Here is a 24273-nt window from a genome sequence, read left to right as displayed (position 1 = left end):
CTAACCCCGCATCTCGCGGGCGAAACCCCTGCGACACGGAACCGTTATCGGACCGTGCACATCGCTCACCGGTCAGCCTGTCGCGACCGCTTCGGCGTCGAACCCCTCCACCGGGAGGATGATCCGCTCACGCGTGCGCTCGATGTCGGGGTCGGGGATAGGGATCGCCGACAGCAGCGCCTTCGTGTACGGATGCTGTGGATCGTCGAACACCTGATCCACGTCACCGTGCTCGACGAAGGAGCCCTTGTACATGACCGCGACCCGGTCGGCGATGTGCCGCACGACAGCGAGGTCGTGCGCGACGAAGAGGTACGAGAGGCCGAGCTTGGCCTTGAGCTCGTCGAGCAGGTTGATGACACCGGCCTGGATCGAGACGTCCAGAGCCGAGACCGGCTCGTCGAGCACGACGATCTTGGGGTTCGTCGACAGCGCGCGGGCGATGCCGATGCGCTGGCGCTGACCACCCGAGAACGCCTGCGGGAAGCGGTCGCTGTGCGCCGGGTCGAGACCGACCAGCCCCATGAGCTCCTCGACGCGGTCGAACACGTCGTCCTTGCTCATCCCGATCGCGAACATCGGCTCGGCGATGATGTCCCAGACCGTCATGCGGGGGTCGAGAGCACCCATCGGGTCCTGGAACACGATCTGCAGGTCCCGACGGAGCTTGCGCTCCTCCGACCGGTTCTTGATGTCGGCGACGCTCGTGCCGCCGATGCGGATGTCGCCGTCCTCCTGGGCGACGAGATCCATGATCTGCAGCAGGGTGGTCGTCTTGCCGCTGCCGGACTCGCCGACGATCGCGAGGGTCTCTCCCTGACGGATGTCGAAGCTGATTCCCTTGACAGCGCGCACCTCGCCGACCTGACGTTTGAAGAAGGCGCCCTTCATCAGCGGGAACGTCTTGTTCATGTTCACGGCCTCGAGGGTGATCGGACGATCCTCGCGCGGCACCTTGGCGAGCGAGCTCTCAGGGATCTCCGGGATCGGGAACACCGGCAGTCCGCCGATCCTGCCGTCGTCGTCGATGTCGTTCGCGCGGATGCACGCGACGGAGTGATCTGTGTGGCCACTCGTGTCGACCGGCATCAGTTCGGGCTCGCGCTCACGGCACGCGTCGATCGCGATCGGGCAGCGCGCCGCGAAGGGGCACGCGTCAGGCAGGTTGATCAGCAGAGGCGGGTTGCCCTTGATCGGGATCAGGGGGACCTTCTCGGTCTTGTCGACGCGAGGGATTGCTCCGAGGAGGCCGATCGAGTACGGCATCCGCGTGCGGTAGAACAGCTCGCGAACCGGCGCCTGCTCGACGGGCTTGCCCGCGTACATCACGAGCACGTCGTCGGCGGTCTTCGCGACCACACCCATGTCGTGGGTGATGATGATCATCGCCGCGCCGGTCTCCGCCTGCGCCTTCTCCATGAGCTCGAGGATCTGCGCCTGGATGGTGACGTCGAGCGCGGTGGTCGGCTCGTCGGCGATGATCAGCTTCGGGTCGTTGGCCATCGCGATCGCGATCACGACGCGCTGGCGCATTCCGCCGGAGAACTCGTGCGGGAACGCCTTCATGCGGCGCTCGGCCTCGGGGATCCCGACGAGCTTCAGCAGCTCGACCGAGCGGTCCCAGGCCTCCTTCTTCGACAGCCGGCGATGCACGGTCAGCGCCTCGATCAGCTGGTCGCCGATCGTGAAGACCGGGGTGAGCGAGGTGAGCGGGTCCTGGAAGACCATCGCCATGCCGTTGCCGCGGATCACCGAGAGCTGCTTGTCGGTCTTGCCGAGCAGCTCCTGACCGTCGTAGACGATGGAGCCGGTGACCTTGGCGTTGTCGTCGAGCAGGCCCATGATCGCGAGTGACGTGACGGACTTGCCCGAGCCGGACTCGCCGACGATGCCGAGCGTCTTCCCCGCTTCGAGGTCGAACGAGACGCCGCGCACGGCGTCGACACGGCCCGCCTCGGACGGGAAGCTGACCTTGAGGTCGCGGACGGACAGAACAGTATTCATGCGCGACCTCCAGCCGCCGAGGTCGGATCGAGGGCGTCGCGCAGACCGTCGGCGATGAGAGCCATCGAGACGGTGAGCAGCGTCAGCGCCGCCGCGGGGAAGTAGAACAGCCACGGAGCGCTCACGAGCGTGCTCGAGCCGTAGCCGATGAGCGCTCCGAGCGAGACATCAGGCAGCTTCACACCAAAGCCGAGGAACGAGAGCGCGGTCTCCGTGAGCACCGCCGAGACGACACCGAGCGTGAAGTTGATCACGAGCAGCGAACCGATGTTCGGCAGCATGTGGCGGACGACGATGCGCATGCCCGAGAGGCCGGCGTACCGTGCGGCGTGCACGTACTCCCGCTCGCGGATCGAGAGCGAGAGCGTCCAGATGATGCGGGCGGGGAAGAACCAGCCGACGACGAAGATCATCACGAGCGAGATCACGAGCCAGTTTCCGCCGGCGTCGTTCGAGATCATCGCGAGGATCAGGAAGTTCGGGACCACCATCATGAAGTGGATGATCGCGAGCATGATCCGCTCGTACCGGCCGCCGAAGTAGGCGGCGGTGGCGCCGATGAGCGCCGAGACGACGGTGGTGCCGATCGCGACCAGTGCGGCGATCATCATGGACCGCTGGAGGCCGACGGCCACCTGGGCGAAGTTGTCGTTGCCCGAACCGTTCGTCCCGAACCAGTGCTCGGCCGACGGCGCCTGGCGCAGCGCGAGGAAGTCGAGGTCGGTGTGCGAGTACGGAGCGATGAGAGGCCCGACGATCGCGAACACCACCAGGAGGGCGAGGATCACGACGCCGATCAGCGCGCCGCGGTTGCGCATGAAGCGACGCGTGTACAGCGTCAGCATCGACGTCCGCTTGCGGTTCTTCGGACGTTCGGTGGTTTCCGCGATCTCGGGGGAGACCCCGATGCTTTCCAGAGCCATCAGCTCACCCGCACTCTCGGATCGAGGACGACGACGGCGATGTCCGCGAGGATCGCGCCGATCGCCGTCATCAGGGCGCCGAATGCCGCGACCGCGACCACGCCGTGGATGTCGTTGTTGTTGAGGGTCTGGATGAAGTAGCGACCCATTCCGTTCCAGTTGAAGATCGTCTCCGTCAGCACCGCGCCGGTGAAGACCGCGGGGATCGTGAACGCGACCTGCGTCGTGACCGGGATCAGCGATGTCCGCAGTGCGTGCTTGCGGATCGCCTGCTGCTTGGTCAGGCCCTTCGCCCGCGCGGTGCGCACGTAATCGGCCTTGATGTTGTCGAGCAGCAGCGAGCGCTGCAGGAAGTGGATGCCCGCATACCCCGTGAGCACGAGGCCCAAGGTGGGGAGCGTCAGATGCTGCAGCACATCTATGAGGACGGGGAAGAAGCCCTCGACCCCCTGACTGGACGAACCCACCACGTAGAAGACCGTCGTGCCGACGGCGTTGTTGAAGTTGATCGCCAGAAGGACCAGAGCGAAGCCTGCGACCACCGTCGGGATGTTCATCGTGATGATGCTGGTGCCCTGACCGATCCGGTCGGCGAGCTTGTACTGCCGCGAGGCGGTGTACACACCGAGCGCGATGCCGAGGATCGTCGTGATGATCGTCGCTCCGAGCACGAGCTCGGCGCTGATCCAGACGCGGTAGGCGACCTGCTCGTTGACGGACTCACCCGTGGGGCTCAGGCCCCAGTTCCAGTGGAAGAGGATGTTGGAGAACCAGGTCCACCACCGCTCGATGAGCGGTACCGACTCGCTGAGATTGCGAGGGCGGAGCAGATTGTCGATCTGATCGGCCGAAAGCGGAGGACGCCGCCCGACGTAGTTGTTCTCCGGGTCGAGATAGAGCCACGCGAGGAAGTAGGTGATGTTCGTCGCGATGACGATCATCAGCACCCAACCGAACAGGCGGCGCAACAGATACTTGATCAAGGTGATGATTCTTTCTCTTTTACAGACGCGCGCGGGATCCGCCGACGCAACGCTGAGCCGGGAAGACAGTCAATCACCATCTGCCGATCTGCGCGACACGACGCCTGCACGTGGTCTGTGACGGAGTCTTATCGCTCACGGGATCCGGTGTCACGGATGGCTCCCGGGCAACCTCGGCAGAATATCACCGGATCGGGCGAAGCGAGCATAAGCCTCGCCTCACCGTAGAATCGACGGGACATGTCACCACGCGCCCTCACTCCTCTTCAGCCTGCCGCGACGCCTGCCAAGCAGATCCGCAATTTCTGCATCATCGCGCACATCGATCACGGCAAGTCGACTCTCGCCGACCGCATGCTCCAGATCACCGGCGTGGTCTCGGACCGGGACATGCGCGCCCAGTACCTCGACCGCATGGACATCGAGCGCGAGCGCGGTATCACCATCAAGAGCCAGGCCGTGCGGATGCCGTGGGAGATCGAGGGGGAGACCTTCGCTCTCAACATGATCGACACTCCCGGCCACGTCGACTTCACGTACGAGGTGTCCCGATCGCTCGCAGCGTGCGAGGGAGCGATCCTGCTCGTCGACGCGGCACAGGGCATCGAGGCCCAGACGCTGGCGAACCTCTACCTCGCTCTTGAGAACGACCTGCACATCATCCCGGTCCTGAACAAGATCGACCTGCCGGCGGCCGACCCCGAGAAGTACGCGAAGGAGCTGGCATCCCTCATCGGCGGCAAGCCCGAAGACGTGCTGCGCGTCTCGGGCAAGACCGGTGCAGGGGTCGAGGAGCTGCTCGACCGCCTGGTCAAGGAGATCCCGGCACCCGTCGGCGACGCTGAGGCGCCTGCCCGAGCCATGATCTTCGACTCCGTCTACGACGCCTACCGCGGTGTCGTCACCTACGTCCGCATGATCGACGGCAGCCTGTCGCCCCGCGAGCGCATCCAGATGATGTCCACGGGCGCTACCCACGAGGCGCTCGAGGTCGGCGTGTCGAGCCCAGAGCCGGTGCCCACCAAGGGGCTGGGCGTCGGCGAGGTCGGCTACCTCATCACCGGCGTGAAGGACGTGCGGCTCTCCAAGGTCGGCGACACCGTCACGACGGCGCGCAGGCCTGCGACCGAGGCCCTCGCCGGCTACACCGATCCCAAGCCGATGGTCTTCTCGGGGGTCTACCCGATCGACGGCAGCGACTACGCGGAGCTCCGCGAGGCGCTCGACAAGCTCAAGCTCTCGGACGCCTCACTGCAGTACGAGCCCGAGACGTCGGTCGCCCTCGGTTTCGGCTTCCGCTGCGGATTCTTGGGACTCCTGCACCTCGAGATCATCACCGAGCGTCTCGAGCGCGAATTCGGCCTCGACCTCATCACCACCGCACCCAGCGTGATCTACGAGGTGCTCACCTCCGACACCGGCGAGACCGTGACGGTCACGAACCCGAGCGAGTACCCAGACGGGCGCATCGGTTCGGTGTCGGAGCCGATGGTCAAGACGGCCATCCTGCTGCCCAAGGACTACGTCGGCACCGTGATGGAGCTGTGCCAGTCGCGTCGCGGCGCACTGCTGGGCATGGAGTACTTCTCCGAGGAGCGCGTCGAGCTCCGCTACATGATGCCGCTCGGTGAGATCGTCTTCGACTTCTTCGATCAGCTCAAGTCGAAGACCCAGGGCTATGCCTCGCTCGACTACGAGCCCGCCGGACAGCAGGAGGCGGACCTCGTGAAGGTCGACATCCTCCTGCAGGGTGACAAGGTCGACGCGTTCAGCTCGATCGTGCACCGCGACAAGGCATACGCCTACGGCACGCTGATGACGGAGCGTCTGCGCAAGCTGATCCCTCGCCAGAACTTCGAGGTGCCGATCCAGGCCGCCATCGGCGCCAGGATCATCGCCCGCGAGACGATCAGGGCGCTGCGCAAGGATGTGCTCGCCAAGTGCTACGGCGGTGACATCAGCCGCAAGCGCAAGCTCCTCGAGAAGCAGAAAGAGGGCAAGAAGCGCATGAAGATGGTGGGCCGTGTCGAGGTGCCGCAGGAGGCGTTCATCGCAGCGCTCTCCGGCGATGTCGAGGGCAAGGACAAGAAGTAGGCTTCGCGGGTCGGGGCGTTCCCGGCGCGTGGAGGGTGATCGTCCAGGGAACGGGAAGTAGGCTGGAAATCATGCGGCGCGGGACTTTCCGAGACGACACGGTGGACTATGCGGCCGTGGGTGCGACCCACGCGCCCGATCTGATGCAGTACCCGCCGGAGCGCAGTATCCCGGCGGAGAACTCCTGGCGGATCGGCAGCGGCATCGAACGCTTCCAGTCCGCCGGTGAATCGCTCCTGACCTGGACGGCGCAGCGTGCCTCGGGCCTGAGCGTCGAGGATGTCCGCCCGGCACCGGGCCCCGCCTACGCCGGAGTGAGCTTCGATGCGGAGGGCAACCCGATAGCCCCGAGCAAGACCGACGTCGAGCAGCGCTTCGATGCCGAGGGCACTCCGTTCGCGGGGCCGGGGATGACCCTCCGTCTGCACGGGCGTGTGAGCGGGATGCGGGCGGATGCCGAACTCCGTGTGATCTCGGTCACCGAAGAGAAGCGCCGCATCGGATTCGTGCTGGGCACGGTCGGCGGCTCCGTCGTGCGCGGTGAGGAATCGTTCGACATCGACTGGCGCGAGGACAACGACGAGGTGTGGTTCTCGGTGCGCGCATTCGATGCGCCGAACTCCCTGCTGTACCGCGTCGTCCCCGCGCTCGTGAAGCGCCGCCGCCGGGAGCTGTTCGCACGCTACCTGCGGGCGATCTCGCCGCTCTACGCGACTCCGGTCTGATGGCCGCAGTTCTCTGATGGCTGGTCCCCTTCCCCTGGGTGATCCGGCACCGGCAGACGGACGCCTTCCGTCCGATCTCGCGATCGACCCGGCCACGCCGTTCTCGGCCTATCTGCACGTCCCCTTCTGTCGGGTGCGCTGCGGCTACTGCGACTTCAACACCTACACGTCCGGCGAGCTTCGCGGTGCGAAGCAGGAGGACTACGCCTCGACGCTGATCACCGAGATCGACCTGGCGAAGCGCGTTCTCGCGGATGCGGGCGCGCTGCGACCGATGGACACCGTGTTCTTCGGCGGAGGCACCCCGACGCTGCTCCCTGCAGGGGACCTCGCTCGGATGCTCGGGGCCGCGACCGATGCGTTCGGCCTGGTGGCCGGCGCCGAGGTCACGGTCGAGGCCAACCCCGACACCGTGACGCCCGCGGTCGCCCGCACACTCGCGGACGCCGGTGTGACCCGACTGTCGATCGGCATGCAGTCGGCGGTGCCGCACGTGCTTGCGGCGCTGGATCGCACCCATCGCCCCGAGAACGTGACGACGGCGGTCGCCGCGGCGAAGGACGCAGGCCTCGCCGTGAGCGTGGACCTCATCTACGGCGCCCCCGGTGAGTCGCTCGGCGATTGGGAGGCGTCGCTCGATGCGGCGCTCGCACTCGAGTCGGACCACATCTCGGCGTACGCGCTGATCATCGAGGACGGCACGAAGCTCGCGCGGCAGATCCGCCGAGGCGAGGTGCCGGCGCCGGACGACGACCTGCAGGCCGACATGTACGAGCTCGCCGATGCGCGTCTCGCAGCGGCGGGCTTCGACTGGTACGAGATCAGCAACTGGTCGCGCACTGTGGAACAGCGCTCGCGACACAACCTCGCGTACTGGCGGGGGAGCGACTGGTGGGGCTTCGGCCCCGGCGCGCACAGCCACGTCGCAGGGCTCCGGTGGTGGAACGTGAAGCACCCGGCCGCCTATGCGCAGCGTCTCGCCGCCGAGGAGTCGCCGGCCGCCGGAACCGAGCGTCCCGATGCGGAATCGAGGACCCTCGAGCGCGTTCTGCTGTTGAGCCGCATCCGCGAGGGGATCGCGGTCGCCGACCTGCAGCCGGACAAGCGCACGCGTGTCGCCGGCCTGATCGCGGACGGCCTCGTCGACCCCGCTGCCGCGGTGCGCGGGCGGGTGCAGCTCACGCTGCGCGGTCGTCTTCTCGCCGACGCCGTGGTGCGCGAGCTCACGGACTGACCACGGGTCTGGGTCGCTACGGCAGCAGGTCGAGTGCCTCTATGCGCCGCTGTGCGACGGTCGAGGTCTGCGCGTCGAAGAGCCGTGTCGTCCGCTCGGGACCGAACTCCGGCCACCCCGGATCCCCGGTCTTGATGAACGAGATCCACGCCGAGTGCATCTCGTCTGCAAGACCCTGCGGCGCGTCCGTGCCCGCGAGCCGCTGTGCTTCGGGGTCGCCGAGGCGATCGAACACGAAGCCCAGCTCGAGAGCGTGGGCTGCACGCAGGTCGCGGACCCGGCTCTGCCAGGCGAATTCGTAGACGTAGGTCGGCGCCGTGCGCGCCCGGGCCAGCCGGGTCAGCGGCGCACGGAGCAGGAAGTCGGTGGCGAGCTGTCCGAAGATCTCGCCCGTGGAGGCTCCGGGGAAGGTCGCACGATAGGCCGCGACGGCGGCCCTGGGGATCCGCAGGGCCAGTCGCGCGAGCAGCAGCTTCGCCTCGCTGATTCCGGCGAGGGCTGCCGGCGGGAACCAGAGTCGATACTCGTCGGTGTTGCTCCCGATGAGGAGAGGGACGTCGGTGTCGGCGAGGACCTCGTGCGGCGACCGCGGAAGCGACTCGGCATCCACCGCGAGCTGGAACCCGGGTGCCCCGCCCAGCGGCGACGAACCGGCGGCCTGTCGTCGCCTCGCGTGGAGCAGCTTCGCGGGGGACGCTCCGAGGAAGCCCGAGCGGTCGGCTGTGATGCCCAGCCGCTTCGCGAGCTGCGCTGTGACGCGGCCGGCCTTCTTCGCGGTCTGCGCCTCGAGCGGTCCGGATTCGATGATCGCCCGCGCGATCAGCGAAAGCGACGAGGGGTTCGCGAGCAGACCGGCGACGATCGCACCGCCGGCGGATTCGCCCATGACCGTGATCCGCGACGGGTCGCCGCCGAACGAGGCGATCTCGTCGTGCACCCATGCGAGTCCGGCCGCGGCATCCTGCAGCCCGAGATTTCGAGGGACGCCGTCGAGCACCGAGAAGCCCTCGGATCCCAGGCGATAGTTGATCGACGCGAAAACGATCCCGGCCCGGGCGAATGCGGCCCCGTCATAGAGGGGCAGGGCAGCGGTGCCCCGCTCGAGAGCGCCGCCGTGGACCCAGAGGACGACGGGCGCGCCCGAGGCGTCATCCGGCGCCCAGACGTTGACCGAGAGGATCTCGTCTCCCGGGATCTCGACAGAGCCCAGCAGATCGGCGATCGCGCCGGGGTACGGATGCTGGGGAGCCGTCGGCCCGAACGCCGTGGCGTCGTGGACGCCCTCCCACGCGGGAGCGGACTGCGGAGCGCGGAAGCGGTTCGGCCCGAACGGTGCGGCGGCGTACGGGATGCCGAGGTAGCGACGCACTCCGTCAGCCGCTTCGCCCCGCACGATTCCGGTGGACACGGTGACCTGCGGCGCGACACTCATACCCGTCATCGTAGGGCGATCAGCGCGGTGGACGCGTCGGCGGGTAGAATTGGCACTCGTACCCAGTGAGTGCCAGAGGGAGGGAGTTGCGATGGTCAGTGAAAGAGGCCTCCAGGTTCTCCGCGCGATCGTGCAGGACTACGTCGAGACGCACGAGCCGGTCGGCAGTCGATCGATCGTCGACCGCTACTCGTTCGGTGTGTCCGCCGCGACGATCCGCAACGACATGGCACTGCTCGAAGACGAAGAGCTGATCGCCGCGCCGCACACATCGTCCGGCCGTGTTCCGACCGACAAGGGCTACCGCGTCTTCGTCGATCACCTCGCGCAGCTGCGTCCGCTCACGGTCGCACAGCGCACAGCGATCGAGTCGTTCCTCACGGCACCCTCCGACCTCGACGATCTGATGGTGCGCACCGTCCGCGTGCTCACCCAGCTCACGGGCCAGGTCGCTCTCGCTCAGTACCCGTCTTTCGCGCGGGCGCACCTCACCCACCTCGAACTCGTCGCGCTGTCGCCCAACCGGCTGCTGATCGTCCTCGTCACCGATGCGGGTGGGGTCTCCCAGCGCATGGCGCCGCTGCCGGTCGATGTCGATGACGCCGACATGGCGATCCTTCGTGCGCGACTGTCGGCGCTCATCACGGGGCGGGCGGTGAGCGACGCGGCCGAGCGGCTGCAGAACCTGCTCGCCGCAGACGAGCACCCGAACGACGTGGCGCTCCGGACACTCGCGACGATCATCATCGACGAGCTCAGTGCGTTCCGTCAGGAGCGCCTGGTGATGGCGGGAGCCGCGACGCTCGCGCGACGCGAGCAGGACTTCCGCGGCAGCATCCACCCTCTGCTCGAGGCGATCGAGGAGCAGGTCACCCTGCTGCGCCTGATGAGCGAGATGGAGGCGGACTCTCATGGCCTCGCGGCCAGCATCGGTACGGAGAACGCCTCGTTCGGCCTCGGCGAGGCATCGATCGTGGCCAGCAACTACGCCGCACCCAGCGGCACGGCGCGTGTCGGCGTGATGGGGCCGACGCGCATGGACTATCCGAGCAATCTCGCGGCTGCGCGGGCTGTCGCCCGCTATCTCTCGCGGATGCTCGATGAAGACGAGGCGTCCCGCTGACGCGGGCGCCCAGAGAACAGCACACGCAGAAGGGCCATTGTGGCAGACCACTACGAGGTACTCGGCGTCTCCCGTGACGCCTCCACCGACGAGATCAAGAAGGCATACCGACGCCTGGCTCGTCAGCTCCACCCGGACGTGAACCCGGGCGAGGACGCCGCCGAGCGGTTCAAGCTCGTGACGCACGCGTACGACGTGCTCAGCGACGACGACTCGCGTCGTCGCTACGACATGGGCGGCGGAGACGGCGCGGCCGGGAACTTCGGCGGCTTCGGCGGTTTCGGCGACATCTTCGAGACGTTCTTCGGCGCGGGGCAAGGTGGCGGCAGGGGAGCGCGCCCGCGGTCCCGCCGCGAACGCGGGCAGGACGCCCTGGTCCGCGTGACGCTCGATCTCGGCGACGTCGTGTTCGGTGCGCACCGCGACATCGAGGTCGACACGGCTGTCCTGTGCGAGACCTGCAACGGCTCGTGCTGCCAGGAGGGCACGTCTCCCGTCACGTGCGACATCTGCGGAGGCTCCGGTCACGTGCAGCGCCAGGTCCGGAGCCTGCTCGGCAACGTCGTCACCTCCCAGCCCTGCGGCACCTGCGAGGGCTACGGGACGACCATCCCCTACCCGTGCGGCACCTGCGGCGGACAGGGACGCGTGCGCTCGCGTCGCACGGTCTCGCTCGACATCCCGGCCGGCGTCGAGACGGGTCTGCGCCTGCAGCTCCCCGGATCCGGCGAGGTCGGCAAGGCGGGCGGCCCGAACGGCGACCTGTACGTCGAGGTCACCGTCAATCCGCATCCCTCCTTCAGCCGTGACGGCGATGATCTGCTGGCGACCCTCGAGGTCTCGATGCCAGACGCGATCCTCGGCACCGAGACCACGATCCAGGGGCTCGACGGCGAGGTCGACCTCGAGGTCCGCTCCGGCGTGCAGTCCGGCGACGTCCTGACGATCAAGGGTCGCGGCATCACACCGCTGCGGGGCAGCCAGCGCGGCGATCTCCGTGTCGGCGTCCAGGTGGTCACCCCGACCAAGCTCGACTCCGCGCAGCGGGCGCTCATCGAGGACTTCGCGAAGAAGACGAAGGCGCCGGGTCCCCAGCTCGCGCAGTTCCAGCAGGGGCTCTTCTCGAAGCTCCGCGACCGCTTCCGCTCGCACTGACCCGGACGGCGCTCATGGCTCTGCACTTCCTCGTCGAATCGTCTTCGGATGCCGCGGTCGGCGACCTCGTGTCGCTCACCGGGGCCGAAGCCAAACACGCCGCGGTGGTCCGCCGTCTCCGCGTCGGCGAGGCGGTGACCGTCGGCGACGGCGCGGGGGTGTGGCTCACCGGTGTCGCCGAGGAGGTCTCGCCCTCCCGTGTCGACGTCCGTGTGTCCGAGCGATCGGCAGACCCCGCGCCCACTCCTCGTCTCGTCCTCGTGCAGGCGCTGGCGAAGGGCGATCGCGACGAGCTCGCGGTGCAGGCCGCCTGCGAGCTCGGCGTCGATGAGATCGTGCCGTGGCAGGCGAGCCGCAGCATCTCGAGGTGGGAGGGCGCCAAGGCAGTCAAGGGCCGGGAGCGCTGGGCGACCATCGTCCGCGAGGCAGCCAAGCAGGCGCATCGTGCGTGGGTTCCGGAGGTGTCGGCCCCGGCATCGACCGCAGATCTCGTGAAGCGTGCGTCGTCCGAGCGCGTACTGCTGCTCGATCCGAGCGCGACCACCCGGTTGTCGGCGCTCGAGCCCGACGGTCGAGACCTCGTGCTCGTCGTCGGACCGGAGGGCGGCATCTCGGACGACGAGCTGGCGAAGCTGTCCGACGCCGGTGCCGAGCGCGTGCTGCTCGGAGACACGGTGCTGCGCACCTCGACAGCGGGCCCGGCGGCCATCGCGGTCCTGTCCGTGGCGCTCGGTCGCTGGTGATCTCGCGACGGGCCCGTCCGCGCTGCGGTCAGTAGACTGGGAGCATGACCGAGCCCTCGATCTTCACGCGCATCCTGAACGGTGACATCCCGGGCGAGATCCTGCTCGATACCGGTCGGGTATTCGCGATCCGTGACATCAACCCGCAGGCCCCGCTGCATGCGCTCGTGATCCCCAAGACCGAGGACTACCGCGACGTCACCGAGCTCGCGTCTGGTGACCCTGGTCTGCTCGCGGAGATGGTCGCAGCGGCCAGGCAGCTCGCGTCCGAGCACGCGAACGGCGAGTATCGCCTCATCTTCAACAACGGCGCGAGCGCCGCCCAGTCCGTCTTCCACGTGCACGCTCATGTGCTCGGCAACATCGAGGAGAACAAGCTCGTTGGCTTCTGACGAAAACGATTCCGTGACCGCATCCGACACCGCCGTCGAGAAGATCTACGCCGACGGCGTCGCCATGGTGCAGCTTCTCGGCCCCCAGGACCGACTGCTGCGGATGCTCGAGAAGGAGCACCGCGACGTCCAGGTGCTCGTCCGCGGCAACGAGATCACGCTCACGGGGGCGGCCGACGCCGTCGCGAAGGCGAAGTCGCTCGTCGACGAGCTGATGACCATGACGAAGGCCGGCCACGACCTCGCTCCGAGCGATGTCACACGCTCCGCGCATCTGCTCCGCAATGACGGCGGTCCCCGCCCGAGTGAGGTGCTCGGCGAGGCGATCCTGTCGACCAGGGGCAAGGTCATCCGCCCCAAGACCCTCGGCCAGAAGGAGTACGTCGACGCGATCGAGGAGAACACGATCGTCTTCGGCATCGGGCCTGCCGGTACCGGAAAGACCTACCTCGCCATGGCGAAGGCCGTCCAGGCGCTGCAGCGCAAGGAGGTCACCAGGATCATCCTCACGCGTCCTGCCGTCGAGGCCGGTGAGCGACTGGGCTTCCTGCCCGGCACTCTCACCGACAAGATCGACCCGTACCTGCGCCCTCTCTACGACGCGCTGAACGAGATGATGGACCCCGAGATCGTCCCTCGCCTGATGGCGACGGGGACGATCGAGGTGGCACCCCTCGCGTACATGCGCGGCCGCACGCTCAACGACTCGTTCGTGGTGCTCGATGAGGCGCAGAACACGACGCCCGAGCAGATGAAGATGTTCCTGACGCGTCTCGGTTTCGGCTCGAAGATGGTCGTCACCGGTGACATCACCCAGGTGGATCTTCCTCAGGGCTCGTCGGGGCTGCGTCTCGTGACGCGTGTGCTCGACGGCATCGACGACATTCACTTCGCCCGCCTCACGAGCGAGGACGTCGTGCGTCACTCGCTGGTCGGCCGGATCGTCGACGCGTACAGCGAATACGACGAACGCCGCACCGCTCAGCGCTTCGAGCGCGAGCAGGCGGCAGAGTTCGCCAATCGCGCCGACCGCCGCGGCGCACAACGACCAGGACCCCGGGACCGGATGCCGAAACGCGGCCTCTCCTGATGAAACGAGCACAGCCATGATCGAGATCAACAACGAGTCGGCCATCGACGTCGACGAGACGGTGCTGCAGCGACTGACCGACTTCAACCTCGCGCAGATGCATGTCAGCCCTGACGCCGAGGTCGCGATCGTGCTCGTCGACGAAGGCGCCATGGAAGCCCTGCACGTGCAGTGGATGGATGAGCCCGGCCCCACTGACGTGCTCAGCTTCCCCATGGACGAGCTGCGCCCCGGCACGGAGGACCGCCCGACGGCCCCCGGGCTGCTCGGCGACATCGTGCTCTGCCCACAGGTCGCCGAGGCGCAGGCGCAAGCGGCCGGTCACACGCTGATGGACGAGCTGATCCTGCTCACCACGCACGGCCTGCTCCACCTGCTCGGGTTCGACCACGCCGAGCCCGATGAGGAGCGCGAGATGTTCGGACTGCAGAAGGAGCTCATCCAGGGCTTCGCCGCGTCTGAACGTCGACGATGACCGCGGCCCTCCTTCTCGCCGGCGCCGTTCTGCTCGTCGCGTTCGGCGGACTCATGGCCGCGATCGATGCCGCGTTCGGCGTCACATCACGCTCCGACATCGCCGAGATGGGCACCGAGGGGCGCAACGCCCGGCACCTCGCCCGTATCGCCACCGATCCCGACGCCCACGTCAACGCCGTCGCGTTCATCCGCGTGCTCGCCGAGACGGCGGCAGCCGTGCTCGTCACGGTCGCCTTCAGCATCCTGTTCGACAACATCTGGTGGGCGATGCTCGCCGCGGCGCTGCTGATGACAGGCATCAGCTTCGTGCTGGTCGGGGCGAGTCCCCGATCATTCGGCCGTCACCATGCCGAGGGCATGCTGCGCGCGAATGCGCCGGTGGTCCGCGGGCTGCGGGTCATCCTCGGCCCGCTCGCCGAGGGTCTCGTGGTGCTCGGCAACCGGGTGACGCCTGGGCGCGGGCGCAGCTCGTTCACCTCGGAGGAGCAGCTGCTGAGCATGGTCGACGAGGCCGCCTCGAACGACCTGATCGAAGCGGACGACCGCGACCTCATCCACTCGGTCTTCGACTTCACCGACCAGTTCGTGCGAGCGGTGATGGTGCCGCGGACCGAAATGGTCACGGTCGATGCGACAGCGACGACGAGCGAGGCCATGACGCTGTTCCTGCAGCGCGGCGTCTCGCGCATGCCGGTGGTCGACGACGACGCCGACGACGTCGTCGGAGTGCTCTATCTCAAGGACCTCGTGCTGTTCGCCTTCCGCGACGAGAACGCGTGGCGAGCGGCATCCATTCGTCCGATCTCGCGTCCGGCGACCTTCGTCCCCGAGTCCATGCGCGCGGAGACGCTCCTGCAGCAGATGAAGCGGGACGCTGTGCATGTGTGCCTGGTGATCGACGAACACGGCGGAATCTCGGGGCTCGTGACACTCGAGGACCTCATCGAGGAGCTCGTGGGCGAGATCTCCGACGAGTACGATCAGGTGTCGGCGGAAGTCGTCGAACTCGGCGATGGACGCTATCGCGTGAGCGCCAGACTCTCGTTGGAAGACGTCGGCGATCTCTTCGGCCTCGAGCTCGAGGACGAGGACGTCGACTCCATCGGCGGACTGCTGGGCAAGGCGCTCGGACAGGTTCCGCAGCCGGGAGCCACGGCGACGGTCGACGGACTGACGCTCACCGGCGGAGCCTCCAGAGGGCGAGGCCGCGGAATCGCGACGGTCTTCGTCGAACGAGCAGAGCACGACGCGGAATCGACCGCAGACGAGAGAGATGACGACGATGACTGAGCAGATGCGAAGCGGATTCGTGACCTTCGTGGGGCGGCCGAACGTCGGGAAGTCGACTCTCACCAATGCGCTGGTCGGTGAGAAGATCGCGATCACGAGCGAGAAGCCCCAGACCACGCGACGGGCGATCCGCGGGATCGTCAACCGCCCGGAGGGGCAGCTCGTCATCGTCGACACACCCGGTATCCACAAGCCCCGCACTCTGCTGGGCGAGCGGCTCAACGATCTCGTCGAGCAGGTTCTGGGCGACGTCGACGTCATCGGGTTCTGCGTGCCCGCGACCGAGAAGGTCGGCCCCGGCGATCGCCGCATCGCGGCGTCGCTCGACGGATATCGCCGTGCCAAGAAGATCGCGATCGTCACGAAGACGGATGCGGCCAGCCGCGACGACATCACCGAACGACTCCTGGAGGTCGATGCGCTTCGCGAGGACTGGGACGCCGTGATCCCGATCTCCGCACTCACGAACGACCAGCTCGAGGTCCTCGCCGACGAGGTGCTCTCGCTCATGCCCGAGGGCCCCGCCCTGTACGGCGAGGGGGTGACCACCGACGAGTCGGAGGAGGATCGGATCGCGGAGATGATCCGCGAGGCGGCGCTCGACGGCGTCCGCGACGAGCTTCCGCACTCGATCGCGGTCGTGATCGACGACATCGCACCGCGCGAAGGCACCGACCTGACCGACGTCCACGCATCGATCGTGGTCGAGCGCGACAGCCAGAAGGCGATCATCATCGGCCACAAGGGCAAGCGCCTCGCCGACGTGGGGCGTCGTGCACGCGCCGGCATCGAGGAGCTCCTCGGCACTCGCGTGTTCCTGGGACTCCACGTGAAGGTCGCGAAGGAATGGCAGCGCGACCCGAAGCAGCTCGGACGTCTCGGCTTCTGATGGCGCGGCACTGGATCGCCACCTCGTGGGGCTCGCCGGATGCCTGGCAGTTCGTCGAGTACGAGGTGCCGCGTCCAGGCCCAGGTGAGGTCACCATCCGGGTGCACGCGGCCGGAGTGAATCCGGCTGACGCCAAGCATGTCGCCGCGGCCAGGCCAGGCGCCGAACTGCCGGTGCCGATCGGATACGAGATCTCGGGTGAGATCACGGCGCTCGGACCGGAGACGACGATCGGCTCGGGCGATGCGGCGGTCGGTGACGAGGTCGTCGCGTTCCGCGTGCGGGGTGGCTATGCCACCGAGCTGACGATCCCGGCGGAGAAGGCGTTCGCGAAGCCGACCACTCTCACCCACGCGGAGGCGGCGAACCTGCTGCTCGCCGGCACCACGGCAGCCGAGATGCTCGCGGTGACGGGTGCCTCGAGTGGTGAGACGATCCTTCTGCACGGAGCATCCGGCGCCGTCGGAGTGAGTGTGCTGCAGCAGGCCGCGCTGCGGGGGATCCGTGTGATCGGCACAGCGAGCCTCGAGCGGTTCGATGTCGTTCGCCGATTCGGGGGAGTCCCCGTGACTTACGGGTCGGGCCTCGTTGATCGGCTCAGAGATGCCTCGGGCGCAGAAACCGTGTCTGCAGCCCTCGACGCCGTGGGCACCGATGAAGCCGTCGACGTATCGCTCGAGCTCGTCTCCGACCGGAGTCGCATCGTCACGATCGCCGCTCCGGGCAGGGCGAAGAGCGACGGCATCCTGGCGATCGCCGGCTCGATGCCCGACAGCGCGCGATTCCGAGATGCCGTTCGCGGTGAGCTGGTCGCGCTCGCGCAGGCGGGAGAGCTGGTCGTCCCGCTCGCGAAGACCTTCGCGCTGGACGATGCGCCGGCAGCGCTCGCGCTTCTCGCAGACGGCCACCCCGGTGGCAAGCTCGCTCTGATCCCGTCGGACTAGTCGATCTCGCGCAGCGCAGACGTCACGAACACGACTCCCTCGCCGTACGCCGCGTCGACGGCCGCCTGCAGAGTGCCGTCATCCCAGACCACCTGCACCCAGACGTATCCTCTGTCGGTCCAGAGGGTGAGTGCCCCGTCGCCGAGCGACGCCCCGAGTTTGTCCTGCGCCCGCGCCAGGTCGGCGTCGGACGACGTTCCCTCGATTCCTCCTGCCGGATCGTCCGGCCGCACCGGGTCGTACAGCGCGAGCATGATCGGAGGGTCGGTGACGGTGTATCGCTCGCCGTCATAGGTCCCGTAGACCGCATAGGTGCCCCAGGTGACGTCGCCACTGGTCTCGCTGCCGTCGACGCCGTCCCACGTCCAGCCGTCGAGCGGGATGCCCGAGCATTGCGGAGGGTACGACTCGGCGACAGCACCGAGGCACAGCTGCGTCTCACCGGCGACGTCGAGCACTGTGCCCGTCCCGATCACCCGACCCTCGGGAGGCACGACGGCGCCGGAGTCCCAGGTGGGTGATCCGGAGCTGGTCGGTGCGGGGGAGGAGCCCGGACCAGCGGCGCATCCGGCCACGCAGAGCACCCCTGCGAGGGCTGCTGCGGCGAGAAGCATGCGGCGGTGCGATGTGCTCATGCCTGACAGTGTCTCGTGCCGGGCGATCGTCTCAGGGTCGGGTCCGAAGGATCTCGGCAACCCTGCTAGCATGGCCGCATGCCTTTCGGCGGTCTGCTTCTTCTTAGCTGCCGCGACGAGTCCTAAAGCTAGGGCCTTCCTCGTCGCGGCGCTTGTGTTGGCCCGTTCATATTTCTGACGAAGAGAAGAAGCCCCATCATGCAGAACACTCAGCGCCCGTCTGCGATGCCGATCCACAAGTATCGGCCGTACCACGAGCAGATCGCGGTCAACCTGCCTGACCGCACCTGGCCCGACGCCCGCATCACCGAGGCCCCGCGCTGGTGCGCGGTCGACCTTCGCGACGGCAACCAGGCACTCATCGATCCGATGTCGCCCGAGCGCAAGCGGGTGATGTTCGAATTGCTCGTCAGCATGGGCTACAAGGAGATCGAGGTCGGGTTCCCGTCGGCGAGCCAGACGGACTTCGACTTCGTCCGTCAGCTCATCGAGGAGAACCTGATTCCGGACGACGTCACGATCCAGGTTCTGACGCAGGCGCGCGAGCACCTGATCGCCCGCACGTACGAGTCGATCGCGGGCGCCAAGCAGGCGATCGTGCATCTGTACAACTCGACGAGCGTGCTGCAGCGCGAGGTCGTGTTCCGCACCGACAAGCAGGGCATCATCGACATCGCACTCGAGGGTGCCCGCCTGTGTCGGAAGTTCGAGAAGACGATTCCCGACACGAAGGTGTACTACGAGTACTCGCCCGAGAGCTACACCGGCACTGAGCTCGAGTTCGCCGTCGATGTCTGCAACCAGGTGATCGAGATCTTCGAGCCCACCCCCGACCGCAAGGTCATCATCAACCTCCCCGCCACCGTCGAGATGGCCTCGCCGAACGTCTACGCCGACTCGATCGAGTGGATGAGCCGCAACCTCGCGCACCGCCAGAACGTCATCCTGTCGCTGCACCCGCACAACGACCGCGGCACGGCGATCGCTGCGGCCGAGCTCGGCTACATGGCCGGCGCCGACCGCATCGAGGGCTGCCTGTTCGGCAACGGAGAGCGCACGGGCAACGTCGACATCGTGGCGCTGGGCATCAACCTCTTCACCCAGGGCATCGACCCGCAGATCGACTTCAGCGACATCGATCAGGTCAAGCGCACCGTCGAGTACTGCAACCAGCTGCCGGTGCCCGAGCGCAGCCCGTGGGCCGGAGACCTCGTCTTCACCGCCTTCAGCGGATCGCACCAGGACGCGATCAAGAAGGGCTTCGAGGCGATGGCCGTCCGTGCCGAGGCCGAGGGGGTCACGGTCGACGACATCGAGTGGGCCGTTCCCTACCTGCCCGTCGACCCGAAGGATCTCGGTCGTTCCTACGAGGCCGTGATCCGCGTGAACTCGCAGTCCGGCAAGGGTGGCGTCGCGTACCTGCTCAAGGCCGACCACGCGATCGACCTGCCGCGCAAGCTCCAGATCGAGTTCTCGGGCGTCGTGCAGACCAAGACCGATGCCGAGGGTGGCGAGGTGACGAGTGAGCAGATCTGGTCGATCTTCAACGACGAGTACCTGCCCGCCGCGGACACCGAGGCCAAGTGGGGTCGGTTCGAGCTGCTGTCGACGCAGACCCGCAGCGACATGTCGGGCGACGTCGTGCTCGATGTGACGCTGCGCGACGACGACCAGCAGGTCGCCGTGGCCGGCAACGGCAACGGACCGATCGCGGCGTTCATCGAGGTCCTGCGCGGCCAGGGGTTCGACATCACTCTCTACGACTACGTCGAGCACGCTCTCAGCGCCGGGGGCGACGCGCAGGCCGCGGCGTACGTCGAGCTGCAGATCGGAGACCAGCGTCTGTGGGGCGTCGGCATCGACGGCGACATCTCGACGGCCTCGCTCAAGGCGATCGTCTCGGGTGTCAACCGCTCGATCCGCACGCGCCAGCAGGAGCTCGCCTCGGTCTGATCCTCGGATGAACGAACGCCCCACCGGTCATCGGGTGGGGCGTTCGTCGTCCAGGGGATGCTCAACGCACCGGATCACTCGGCACTGGGCTTGATGATGGGGATCACGCCGGTCTCTGCCGCGACCTTGCGGCGGTAGATGCGACGCTGCTCGGGCAGTGAGACGTCGAAGGTGACGGCGAGGATGCGGATGATGCTCGTCACCGCGATGCCGATGACGGCCGCGAGGGTGATGGGCATGCCCAGCGCGACGGCGATCACGATGAACGTGCACCCGGCACCGGCCGCGACCGCGTAGAGCGAGCCGACGTGCATGATCGCGGTTGGCAGACCCATCAGCATGTCGCGGAGCACACTGCCGCCGACGGCCGCGCAGACGCCGATGAAGACGGCCGGGACTTCGGGGATGCCGAACGCGAGCGCCTTGCTCGTCCCGAAGGCGCCGAACATCCCGATCACGACGGCGTCGAGCACGACGATCGCCGTGTTCAACCGGGTGAAGAGCCCAGCGAGGAGCATGCCGAGCAGCGCCGCTCCACCGGCGGTCACCAGGTACCACTGGTTCTGCAGCGTCGCCGGAGTCTGCCCGAGCAGGATGTCGCGGATCAGACCGCCGCCCATGCCGATCATGATCCCGATGATCGCGACGCCGAGCCAGTCGAGTCGTCGCTGCCCCTGGAATCCCGAGGCGAACATCGCCCCCTGCACGCCACCGAGGCCGACGCCGAGCAGGTCCGCCCAGAGCGGAATGATGAAGAGCGGTTCGGTCACGCCCCTATTCTCCCGCACGGAGGATAATCGAACGGTGCCCACCTATCGAGACGAAGCGGTGATCCTGCGCACCCACAAACTGGGTGAGGCGGATCGCATCGTCACGATGCTCTCGCGGCGGCACGGCAAGATCCGGGCCGTGGCGAAGGGAGTGCGGCGCACCTCGTCGAAGTTCGGTTCGCGCCTCGAGCCGTTCATGGTCGCCGATGTGCAGCTGTATCAGGGCCGCACACTCGACATCGTGCAGCAGGCCGAGTCCCTCGGCTCCTACGGGTCTGACATCGCTGCGCACTACGACCGGTTCACGTCAGCCAACGCGATGGTCGAGACCGCCGATCGCCTGAGCGACTCCGAGGCGACGCCGGAGCAGTACCTGCTGCTGGTCGGAGGTCTCCGGGCGCTTTCCCGCGGTGAGCACTCTCCTCGCAGCATCCTCGATTCCTACCTGTTGCGCGTGATGGCGCTGTCGGGGTGGGCGCCGTCGCTGGGGGATTGCGCTCGGTGTGCTGCTCCTGGGCCGCACGCCCACTTCGTCGGCCAGCTCGGCGGGGCGGTGTGCGGGAACTGCGCACCGGCCGGCAGCCCGAAGGTCGCCGAGAAGACCCTGTCGCTGCTCCGCTCGCTGATGGCCGGTGACTGGGAGACGATCGATGCCGCGCCTCACGCCGACAACGCCGCCGCATCAGGCCTCGTCGCCGCCTACGCCCAATGGCACCTGGAGCGCGGCATCCGCTCGCTCGCGCACCTCGTGGCCGACATCCCCCGAGAAGGAGCACGGTGACCCCGAAGCCCTATACCCACAAGGATGCGGTGGCGTACCGCCCGCTCGACTGGACGGGCGTGTATCCGCCCGCCTTCCCTGCAGTGCCCGAGCACGTGGCGATCGTCATGGACGGCAACGGCCGCTGGGCGAACCGCCGCGGCCTCAATCGCGTGGAGGGTCACAAAGCGGGGGAGGAGGTGCTGCTCGACGTGGTCGCCGGCGCGATCCAGGCCGGGGTGAAGCACCTCTCCGTGTACGCCTTCTCGACCGAGAACTGGGCGCGGTCGCCTGAAGAGGTGCGCTTCCTGATGGGGTACAACCGTGACGTGCTCCATCGCCGCCGCGATCAGCTCAACGAGTGGGGTGTGCGGGTCCGCTGGGCCGGCCGCAAGCCGCGTCTCTGGGGCAGCGTCATCAAGGAGCTGCAGTACGCCGAGGAGCTGACGAAGGGCAACGACGTGCTCACGCTCACCATGTGCGTGAACTACGGCGGGCGGATCGAGCTCGTCGACGCGATGCGGTCGATCGCCGCCGATGTGGCAGCAGGCAAGGTCAAGCCGAATGCGATCAGCGAGAAGATGATCCGTCGCAATCTCTATGTGCCCGACATGCCGGACGTCGACCTGTTCGTGCGCAGCTCGGGGGAGCAGCGCACCTCGAACTTCCTGCTGTGGCAGGCGGCCTACGCCGAGATGGTGTTCCTCGACACGCTCTGGCCCGACTTCTCGCGCGAGGAGCTGTGGCGTTCTATCAGCATCTACCTGTCGCGTGACCGTCGCTTCGGTGGTGCGATCGATACGCCTGACGCGCCGGCCTGAGCACGCAGCCAACGCTCCGTCTCCCGCGGATGGCGCAGCCGCACGATCGTGAGGTGCGGGAAACTCTCCTGTTTCAGAGGCATCTGTGTCGTCCACGATGATCTGGTCTTCGTCTGCCAGGAGAGGATGTTGCGCTCTGGATCGCGCGTGGTCAGCAGCTGCCAGATGGGCTTCTCGATGTTGCCGTTGTACATCTCCGTGCGGAGGATGCTGCGGCTGAGAGTACGCCGCAACAGACGCGTGCGCACGACGGACCACGGATAGTCGAGCCAGATCGCCAGCTGGGCGCGTGGCGTCATGATCTCGTCGGTGCCCTTGCTCGTGTACTGCCACTCGGTGACCCAGCGGTCCTCTGAGGCGAAGGCGCGCACGTCGTCGATGAACGACGGACGCGGCGTCCAGTTCTCGCCGTGGAACAGCCCGTCGATCTCGACGTGGCGCAGGTCCCATAGCTTCGCCACGCGTCGAGCGAGCGTGGTCTTGCCGGAGCCGGTCACTCCCGCGATCAGCACCCGATCGGGGCGGAGGGGGAGAGGATCGGCGGCCGAGAGCATCCGAGAATCCTACCGACGGAATAGCCCATAGGTGCATGCGGTTGGATGTCAGTGTGAGTGAAGCCATCTCGATTGACATCTGGTCCGACATCGCCTGCCCCTGGTGCTACATCGGCAAGCGCAACCTCGAGAAGGGACTCGAAGCCGTTGCCGGCGACGATGACGCCCCACAGGTGAACATCACCTTCCACTCGTTCGAGCTCTCGCCCGACACCCCCGTCGACTTCGACGGCGACGAGATCGACTTCCTCGCCGGCCACAAGGGGATGCCGCGCGAGCAGGTCGAGCAGATGCTCTCGCACGTCACAGGCGTCGCCGAGGGCGCAGGACTCGCCTACCGCTTCGATCTGCTGCAGCACACGAACACGGTCAAGGCCCACGAGCTGCTGCACTTCGCGAAGGCTCAGGGCGTGCAGCACGAGATGGAGGAGCGCCTCATGTCGGCGTACTTCACCGAGGGCAAGCATGTCGGTCGCATCGACGATCTTGTCGAGCTCGCGGTCGAGGTGGGGCTCAACCCCGACGACACCCGCGAGGCTCTCGTCTCGGCCCGCCACCTCGCCGACGTCCGCCAGGATCAGGCACAGGCTCAGGCGTACGGCATCCAGGGTGTGCCGTTCTTCGTGATCGACGGCCAGTACGGGATCAGCGGTGCCCAGCCACCCGCAGCCTTCGAGAACGTGCTTCGCGACCTCTGGGCCAAGCGCGGAGAGGCCGAGTCCGAGCCTGAGGCTGCAGCGGTCTAACGGGTCAGCGCGGCTTCGATCGCGCCGACGATCTCGGGGTCGTTCGGCTTCTGCTTCGGGCGGAAGCGGACGACCTCGCCGTCGGGCAGCACGAGGAACTTCTCGAAGTTCCACTCGACGCGGCCGGCCTTGCCGCCCGCATCCGGGGTCTCCTTCAGCGACTTGTAGAGCTCGGTGGCGTTCCTGCCGTTGACCTTCACCTTGTCGTTGATGGGGAACGTCACGCCGTAGGTCGTGGAGCAGAACTCCTTGATGTCCTCGACGGAGCCGGGCTCCTGGCCGAAGAACTGGTTGCATGGGAACCCGACGACACTGAACCCGCGGTCGCTGTAAAGGCGCTGCAGCTCCTCGAGCTGCTCGTACTGCGGAGTCAGGCCGCATTTCGAGGCGACGTTGACCACGAGCACCACATCGGCACCCAGATCGTCGAGCGTCTTCTCGTTGCCGTAGGCGTCGGTGAAGGGGATGGAACGGACTGCGGGATCGGTCATATTCACAGCTTAGGTCGATGCGCCGAGACGGGCTCCGTGTCTGGG

At 67.3% G+C, this 24273-nt stretch carries 24 protein-coding genes; 16 read left to right on the top strand and 8 right to left on the bottom strand.

The window, feature by feature from the left end:
* Nucleotides 1–72 precede the first annotated feature (72 nt).
* Genes OD997_RS04660 through OD997_RS04650 form a run of 3 tightly spaced genes read right to left on the bottom strand, consistent with a single transcriptional unit; the run spans nt 73 to nt 3910 of the window.
* A complete protein-coding gene (locus OD997_RS04660; protein WP_434330572.1) occupies nt 73–2004 on the bottom strand; it encodes an ABC transporter ATP-binding protein in 1932 nt (643 codons plus the stop codon).
* Complete coding sequence (locus OD997_RS04655) at nt 2001–2927, bottom strand: ABC transporter permease (RefSeq protein WP_434330571.1); 927 nt, start codon at nt 2925–2927, stop codon at nt 2001–2003. Before OD997_RS04655 ends, OD997_RS04660 begins: the two co-directional genes overlap by 4 nt.
* On the bottom strand, nt 2927–3910 hold the full coding sequence (locus tag OD997_RS04650) for an ABC transporter permease (protein WP_434330570.1): 984 nt from the start codon (nt 3908–3910) through the stop codon (nt 2927–2929). Before OD997_RS04650 ends, OD997_RS04655 begins: the two co-directional genes overlap by 1 nt.
* A gap of 240 nt (nt 3911–4150) precedes the next feature.
* Between OD997_RS04650 and lepA the strand changes: the two genes are divergently transcribed.
* The 3 genes from lepA (at nt 4151) to hemW (ending at nt 7963) form a co-directional block, all read left to right on the top strand.
* Nucleotides 4151–6004, top strand: a complete 1854-nt coding sequence (gene lepA / locus OD997_RS04645) for a translation elongation factor 4 (protein WP_434330569.1) — start codon at nt 4151–4153, stop codon at nt 6002–6004.
* Between the two features lie 71 nt (nt 6005–6075).
* On the top strand, nt 6076–6729 hold the full coding sequence (locus OD997_RS04640; protein WP_434330568.1) for a DUF1990 family protein: 654 nt from the start codon (nt 6076–6078) through the stop codon (nt 6727–6729).
* A 16-nt stretch (nt 6730–6745) separates the two neighbouring features.
* Nucleotides 6746–7963, top strand: a complete 1218-nt coding sequence (hemW, locus tag OD997_RS04635; RefSeq protein ID WP_434330566.1) for a radical SAM family heme chaperone HemW — start codon at nt 6746–6748, stop codon at nt 7961–7963.
* Nucleotides 7964–7979: 16 nt separating this feature from the next.
* Here the strand turns inward: hemW and OD997_RS04630 are convergent, their stop codons facing one another.
* On the bottom strand, nt 7980–9395 hold the full coding sequence (locus tag OD997_RS04630) for a carboxylesterase/lipase family protein (RefSeq protein ID WP_434330565.1): 1416 nt from the start codon (nt 9393–9395) through the stop codon (nt 7980–7982).
* 91 nt (nt 9396–9486) lie between these two features.
* Between OD997_RS04630 and hrcA the strand changes: the two genes are divergently transcribed.
* The 9 genes from hrcA to OD997_RS04585 all read left to right on the top strand — a co-directional run bounded on the left by hrcA (nt 9487) and on the right by OD997_RS04585 (nt 17498).
* The gene (gene hrcA, locus OD997_RS04625; protein WP_434330563.1) at nt 9487–10518 is read left to right on the top strand and encodes a heat-inducible transcriptional repressor HrcA; all 1032 of its coding nucleotides are present in this window, start codon (nt 9487–9489) and stop codon (nt 10516–10518) included.
* 39 nt (nt 10519–10557) lie between these two features.
* Nucleotides 10558–11673, top strand: a complete 1116-nt coding sequence (gene dnaJ, locus OD997_RS04620) for a molecular chaperone DnaJ (RefSeq protein WP_056307243.1) — start codon at nt 10558–10560, stop codon at nt 11671–11673.
* Between the two features lie 14 nt (nt 11674–11687).
* A complete protein-coding gene (locus OD997_RS04615; protein ID WP_434330561.1) occupies nt 11688–12416 on the top strand; it encodes a 16S rRNA (uracil(1498)-N(3))-methyltransferase in 729 nt (242 codons plus the stop codon).
* A 44-nt stretch (nt 12417–12460) separates the two neighbouring features.
* Nucleotides 12461–12808, top strand: a complete 348-nt coding sequence (locus tag OD997_RS04610) for an HIT domain-containing protein (RefSeq protein ID WP_434330560.1) — start codon at nt 12461–12463, stop codon at nt 12806–12808.
* Between the two features lie 64 nt (nt 12809–12872).
* A complete protein-coding gene (locus OD997_RS04605) occupies nt 12873–13898 on the top strand; it encodes a PhoH family protein (protein WP_434332336.1) in 1026 nt (341 codons plus the stop codon).
* Nucleotides 13899–13914: 16 nt separating this feature from the next.
* A complete protein-coding gene (gene ybeY / locus OD997_RS04600) occupies nt 13915–14373 on the top strand; it encodes an rRNA maturation RNase YbeY (RefSeq protein ID WP_056516826.1) in 459 nt (152 codons plus the stop codon).
* Nucleotides 14370–15665: a hemolysin family protein gene (locus OD997_RS04595; RefSeq protein ID WP_434330559.1), complete on the top strand. Its 1296-nt coding sequence runs from the start codon at nt 14370–14372 to the stop codon at nt 15663–15665. The genes ybeY and OD997_RS04595 overlap by 4 nt, the downstream gene beginning before the upstream one ends.
* Nucleotides 15658–16554 (top strand): GTPase Era, encoded by an 897-nt coding sequence (gene era, locus OD997_RS04590; protein WP_434330558.1) that lies wholly within the window; start codon nt 15658–15660, stop codon nt 16552–16554. Before OD997_RS04595 ends, era begins: the two co-directional genes overlap by 8 nt.
* On the top strand, nt 16554–17498 hold the full coding sequence (locus tag OD997_RS04585; protein ID WP_434330557.1) for an NADP-dependent oxidoreductase: 945 nt from the start codon (nt 16554–16556) through the stop codon (nt 17496–17498). Before era ends, OD997_RS04585 begins: the two co-directional genes overlap by 1 nt.
* Here the strand turns inward: OD997_RS04585 and OD997_RS04580 are convergent.
* Complete coding sequence (locus OD997_RS04580) at nt 17495–18133, bottom strand: hypothetical protein (protein WP_434330556.1); 639 nt, start codon at nt 18131–18133, stop codon at nt 17495–17497. The two genes, OD997_RS04585 and OD997_RS04580, sit on opposite strands and share 4 nt — an antisense overlap.
* A 198-nt stretch (nt 18134–18331) precedes the next feature.
* Here OD997_RS04580 and leuA point away from each other — a divergent pair, with 198 nt between their 5' ends.
* On the top strand, nt 18332–20086 hold the full coding sequence (leuA, locus tag OD997_RS04575; protein WP_434330555.1) for a 2-isopropylmalate synthase: 1755 nt from the start codon (nt 18332–18334) through the stop codon (nt 20084–20086).
* A 74-nt stretch (nt 20087–20160) separates the two neighbouring features.
* On the opposite strand, the gene OD997_RS04570 is transcribed toward leuA, so the two are convergent.
* Nucleotides 20161–20856, bottom strand: coding sequence for a trimeric intracellular cation channel family protein (locus tag OD997_RS04570; protein WP_434330554.1), 696 nt, complete (start codon nt 20854–20856; stop codon nt 20161–20163).
* A gap of 34 nt (nt 20857–20890) precedes the next feature.
* Here OD997_RS04570 and recO point away from each other — a divergent pair, with 34 nt between their 5' ends.
* Together recO and OD997_RS04560 are read left to right on the top strand one after the other, a co-directional pair.
* On the top strand, nt 20891–21637 hold the full coding sequence (gene recO, locus OD997_RS04565) for a DNA repair protein RecO (RefSeq protein WP_434330553.1): 747 nt from the start codon (nt 20891–20893) through the stop codon (nt 21635–21637).
* A complete protein-coding gene (locus OD997_RS04560; RefSeq protein WP_434330552.1) occupies nt 21634–22437 on the top strand; it encodes an isoprenyl transferase in 804 nt (267 codons plus the stop codon). The genes recO and OD997_RS04560 overlap by 4 nt, the downstream gene beginning before the upstream one ends.
* On the opposite strand, the gene OD997_RS04555 is transcribed toward OD997_RS04560, so the two are convergent.
* Complete coding sequence (locus OD997_RS04555; RefSeq protein WP_434330551.1) at nt 22377–22991, bottom strand: AAA family ATPase; 615 nt, start codon at nt 22989–22991, stop codon at nt 22377–22379. The two genes, OD997_RS04560 and OD997_RS04555, sit on opposite strands and share 61 nt — an antisense overlap.
* A gap of 53 nt (nt 22992–23044) precedes the next feature.
* Here OD997_RS04555 and OD997_RS04550 point away from each other — a divergent pair, with 53 nt between their 5' ends.
* Nucleotides 23045–23737, top strand: coding sequence for a DsbA family oxidoreductase (locus OD997_RS04550; protein ID WP_434330549.1), 693 nt, complete (start codon nt 23045–23047; stop codon nt 23735–23737).
* Here the strand turns inward: OD997_RS04550 and OD997_RS04545 are convergent.
* A complete protein-coding gene (locus OD997_RS04545) occupies nt 23734–24228 on the bottom strand; it encodes a glutathione peroxidase (protein ID WP_434330548.1) in 495 nt (164 codons plus the stop codon). The genes OD997_RS04550 and OD997_RS04545 overlap by 4 nt on opposite strands.
* Nucleotides 24229–24273: the final 45 nt, after the last annotated feature.

This window comes from Microbacterium sp. CGR1, assembly GCF_051062835.1.
Classification (GTDB): domain Bacteria; phylum Actinomycetota; class Actinomycetes; order Actinomycetales; family Microbacteriaceae; genus Microbacterium.
The sequence above is the reverse complement of the archived record's forward strand: the minus strand, read 5'-3'. Positions and strand labels throughout refer to the sequence as shown.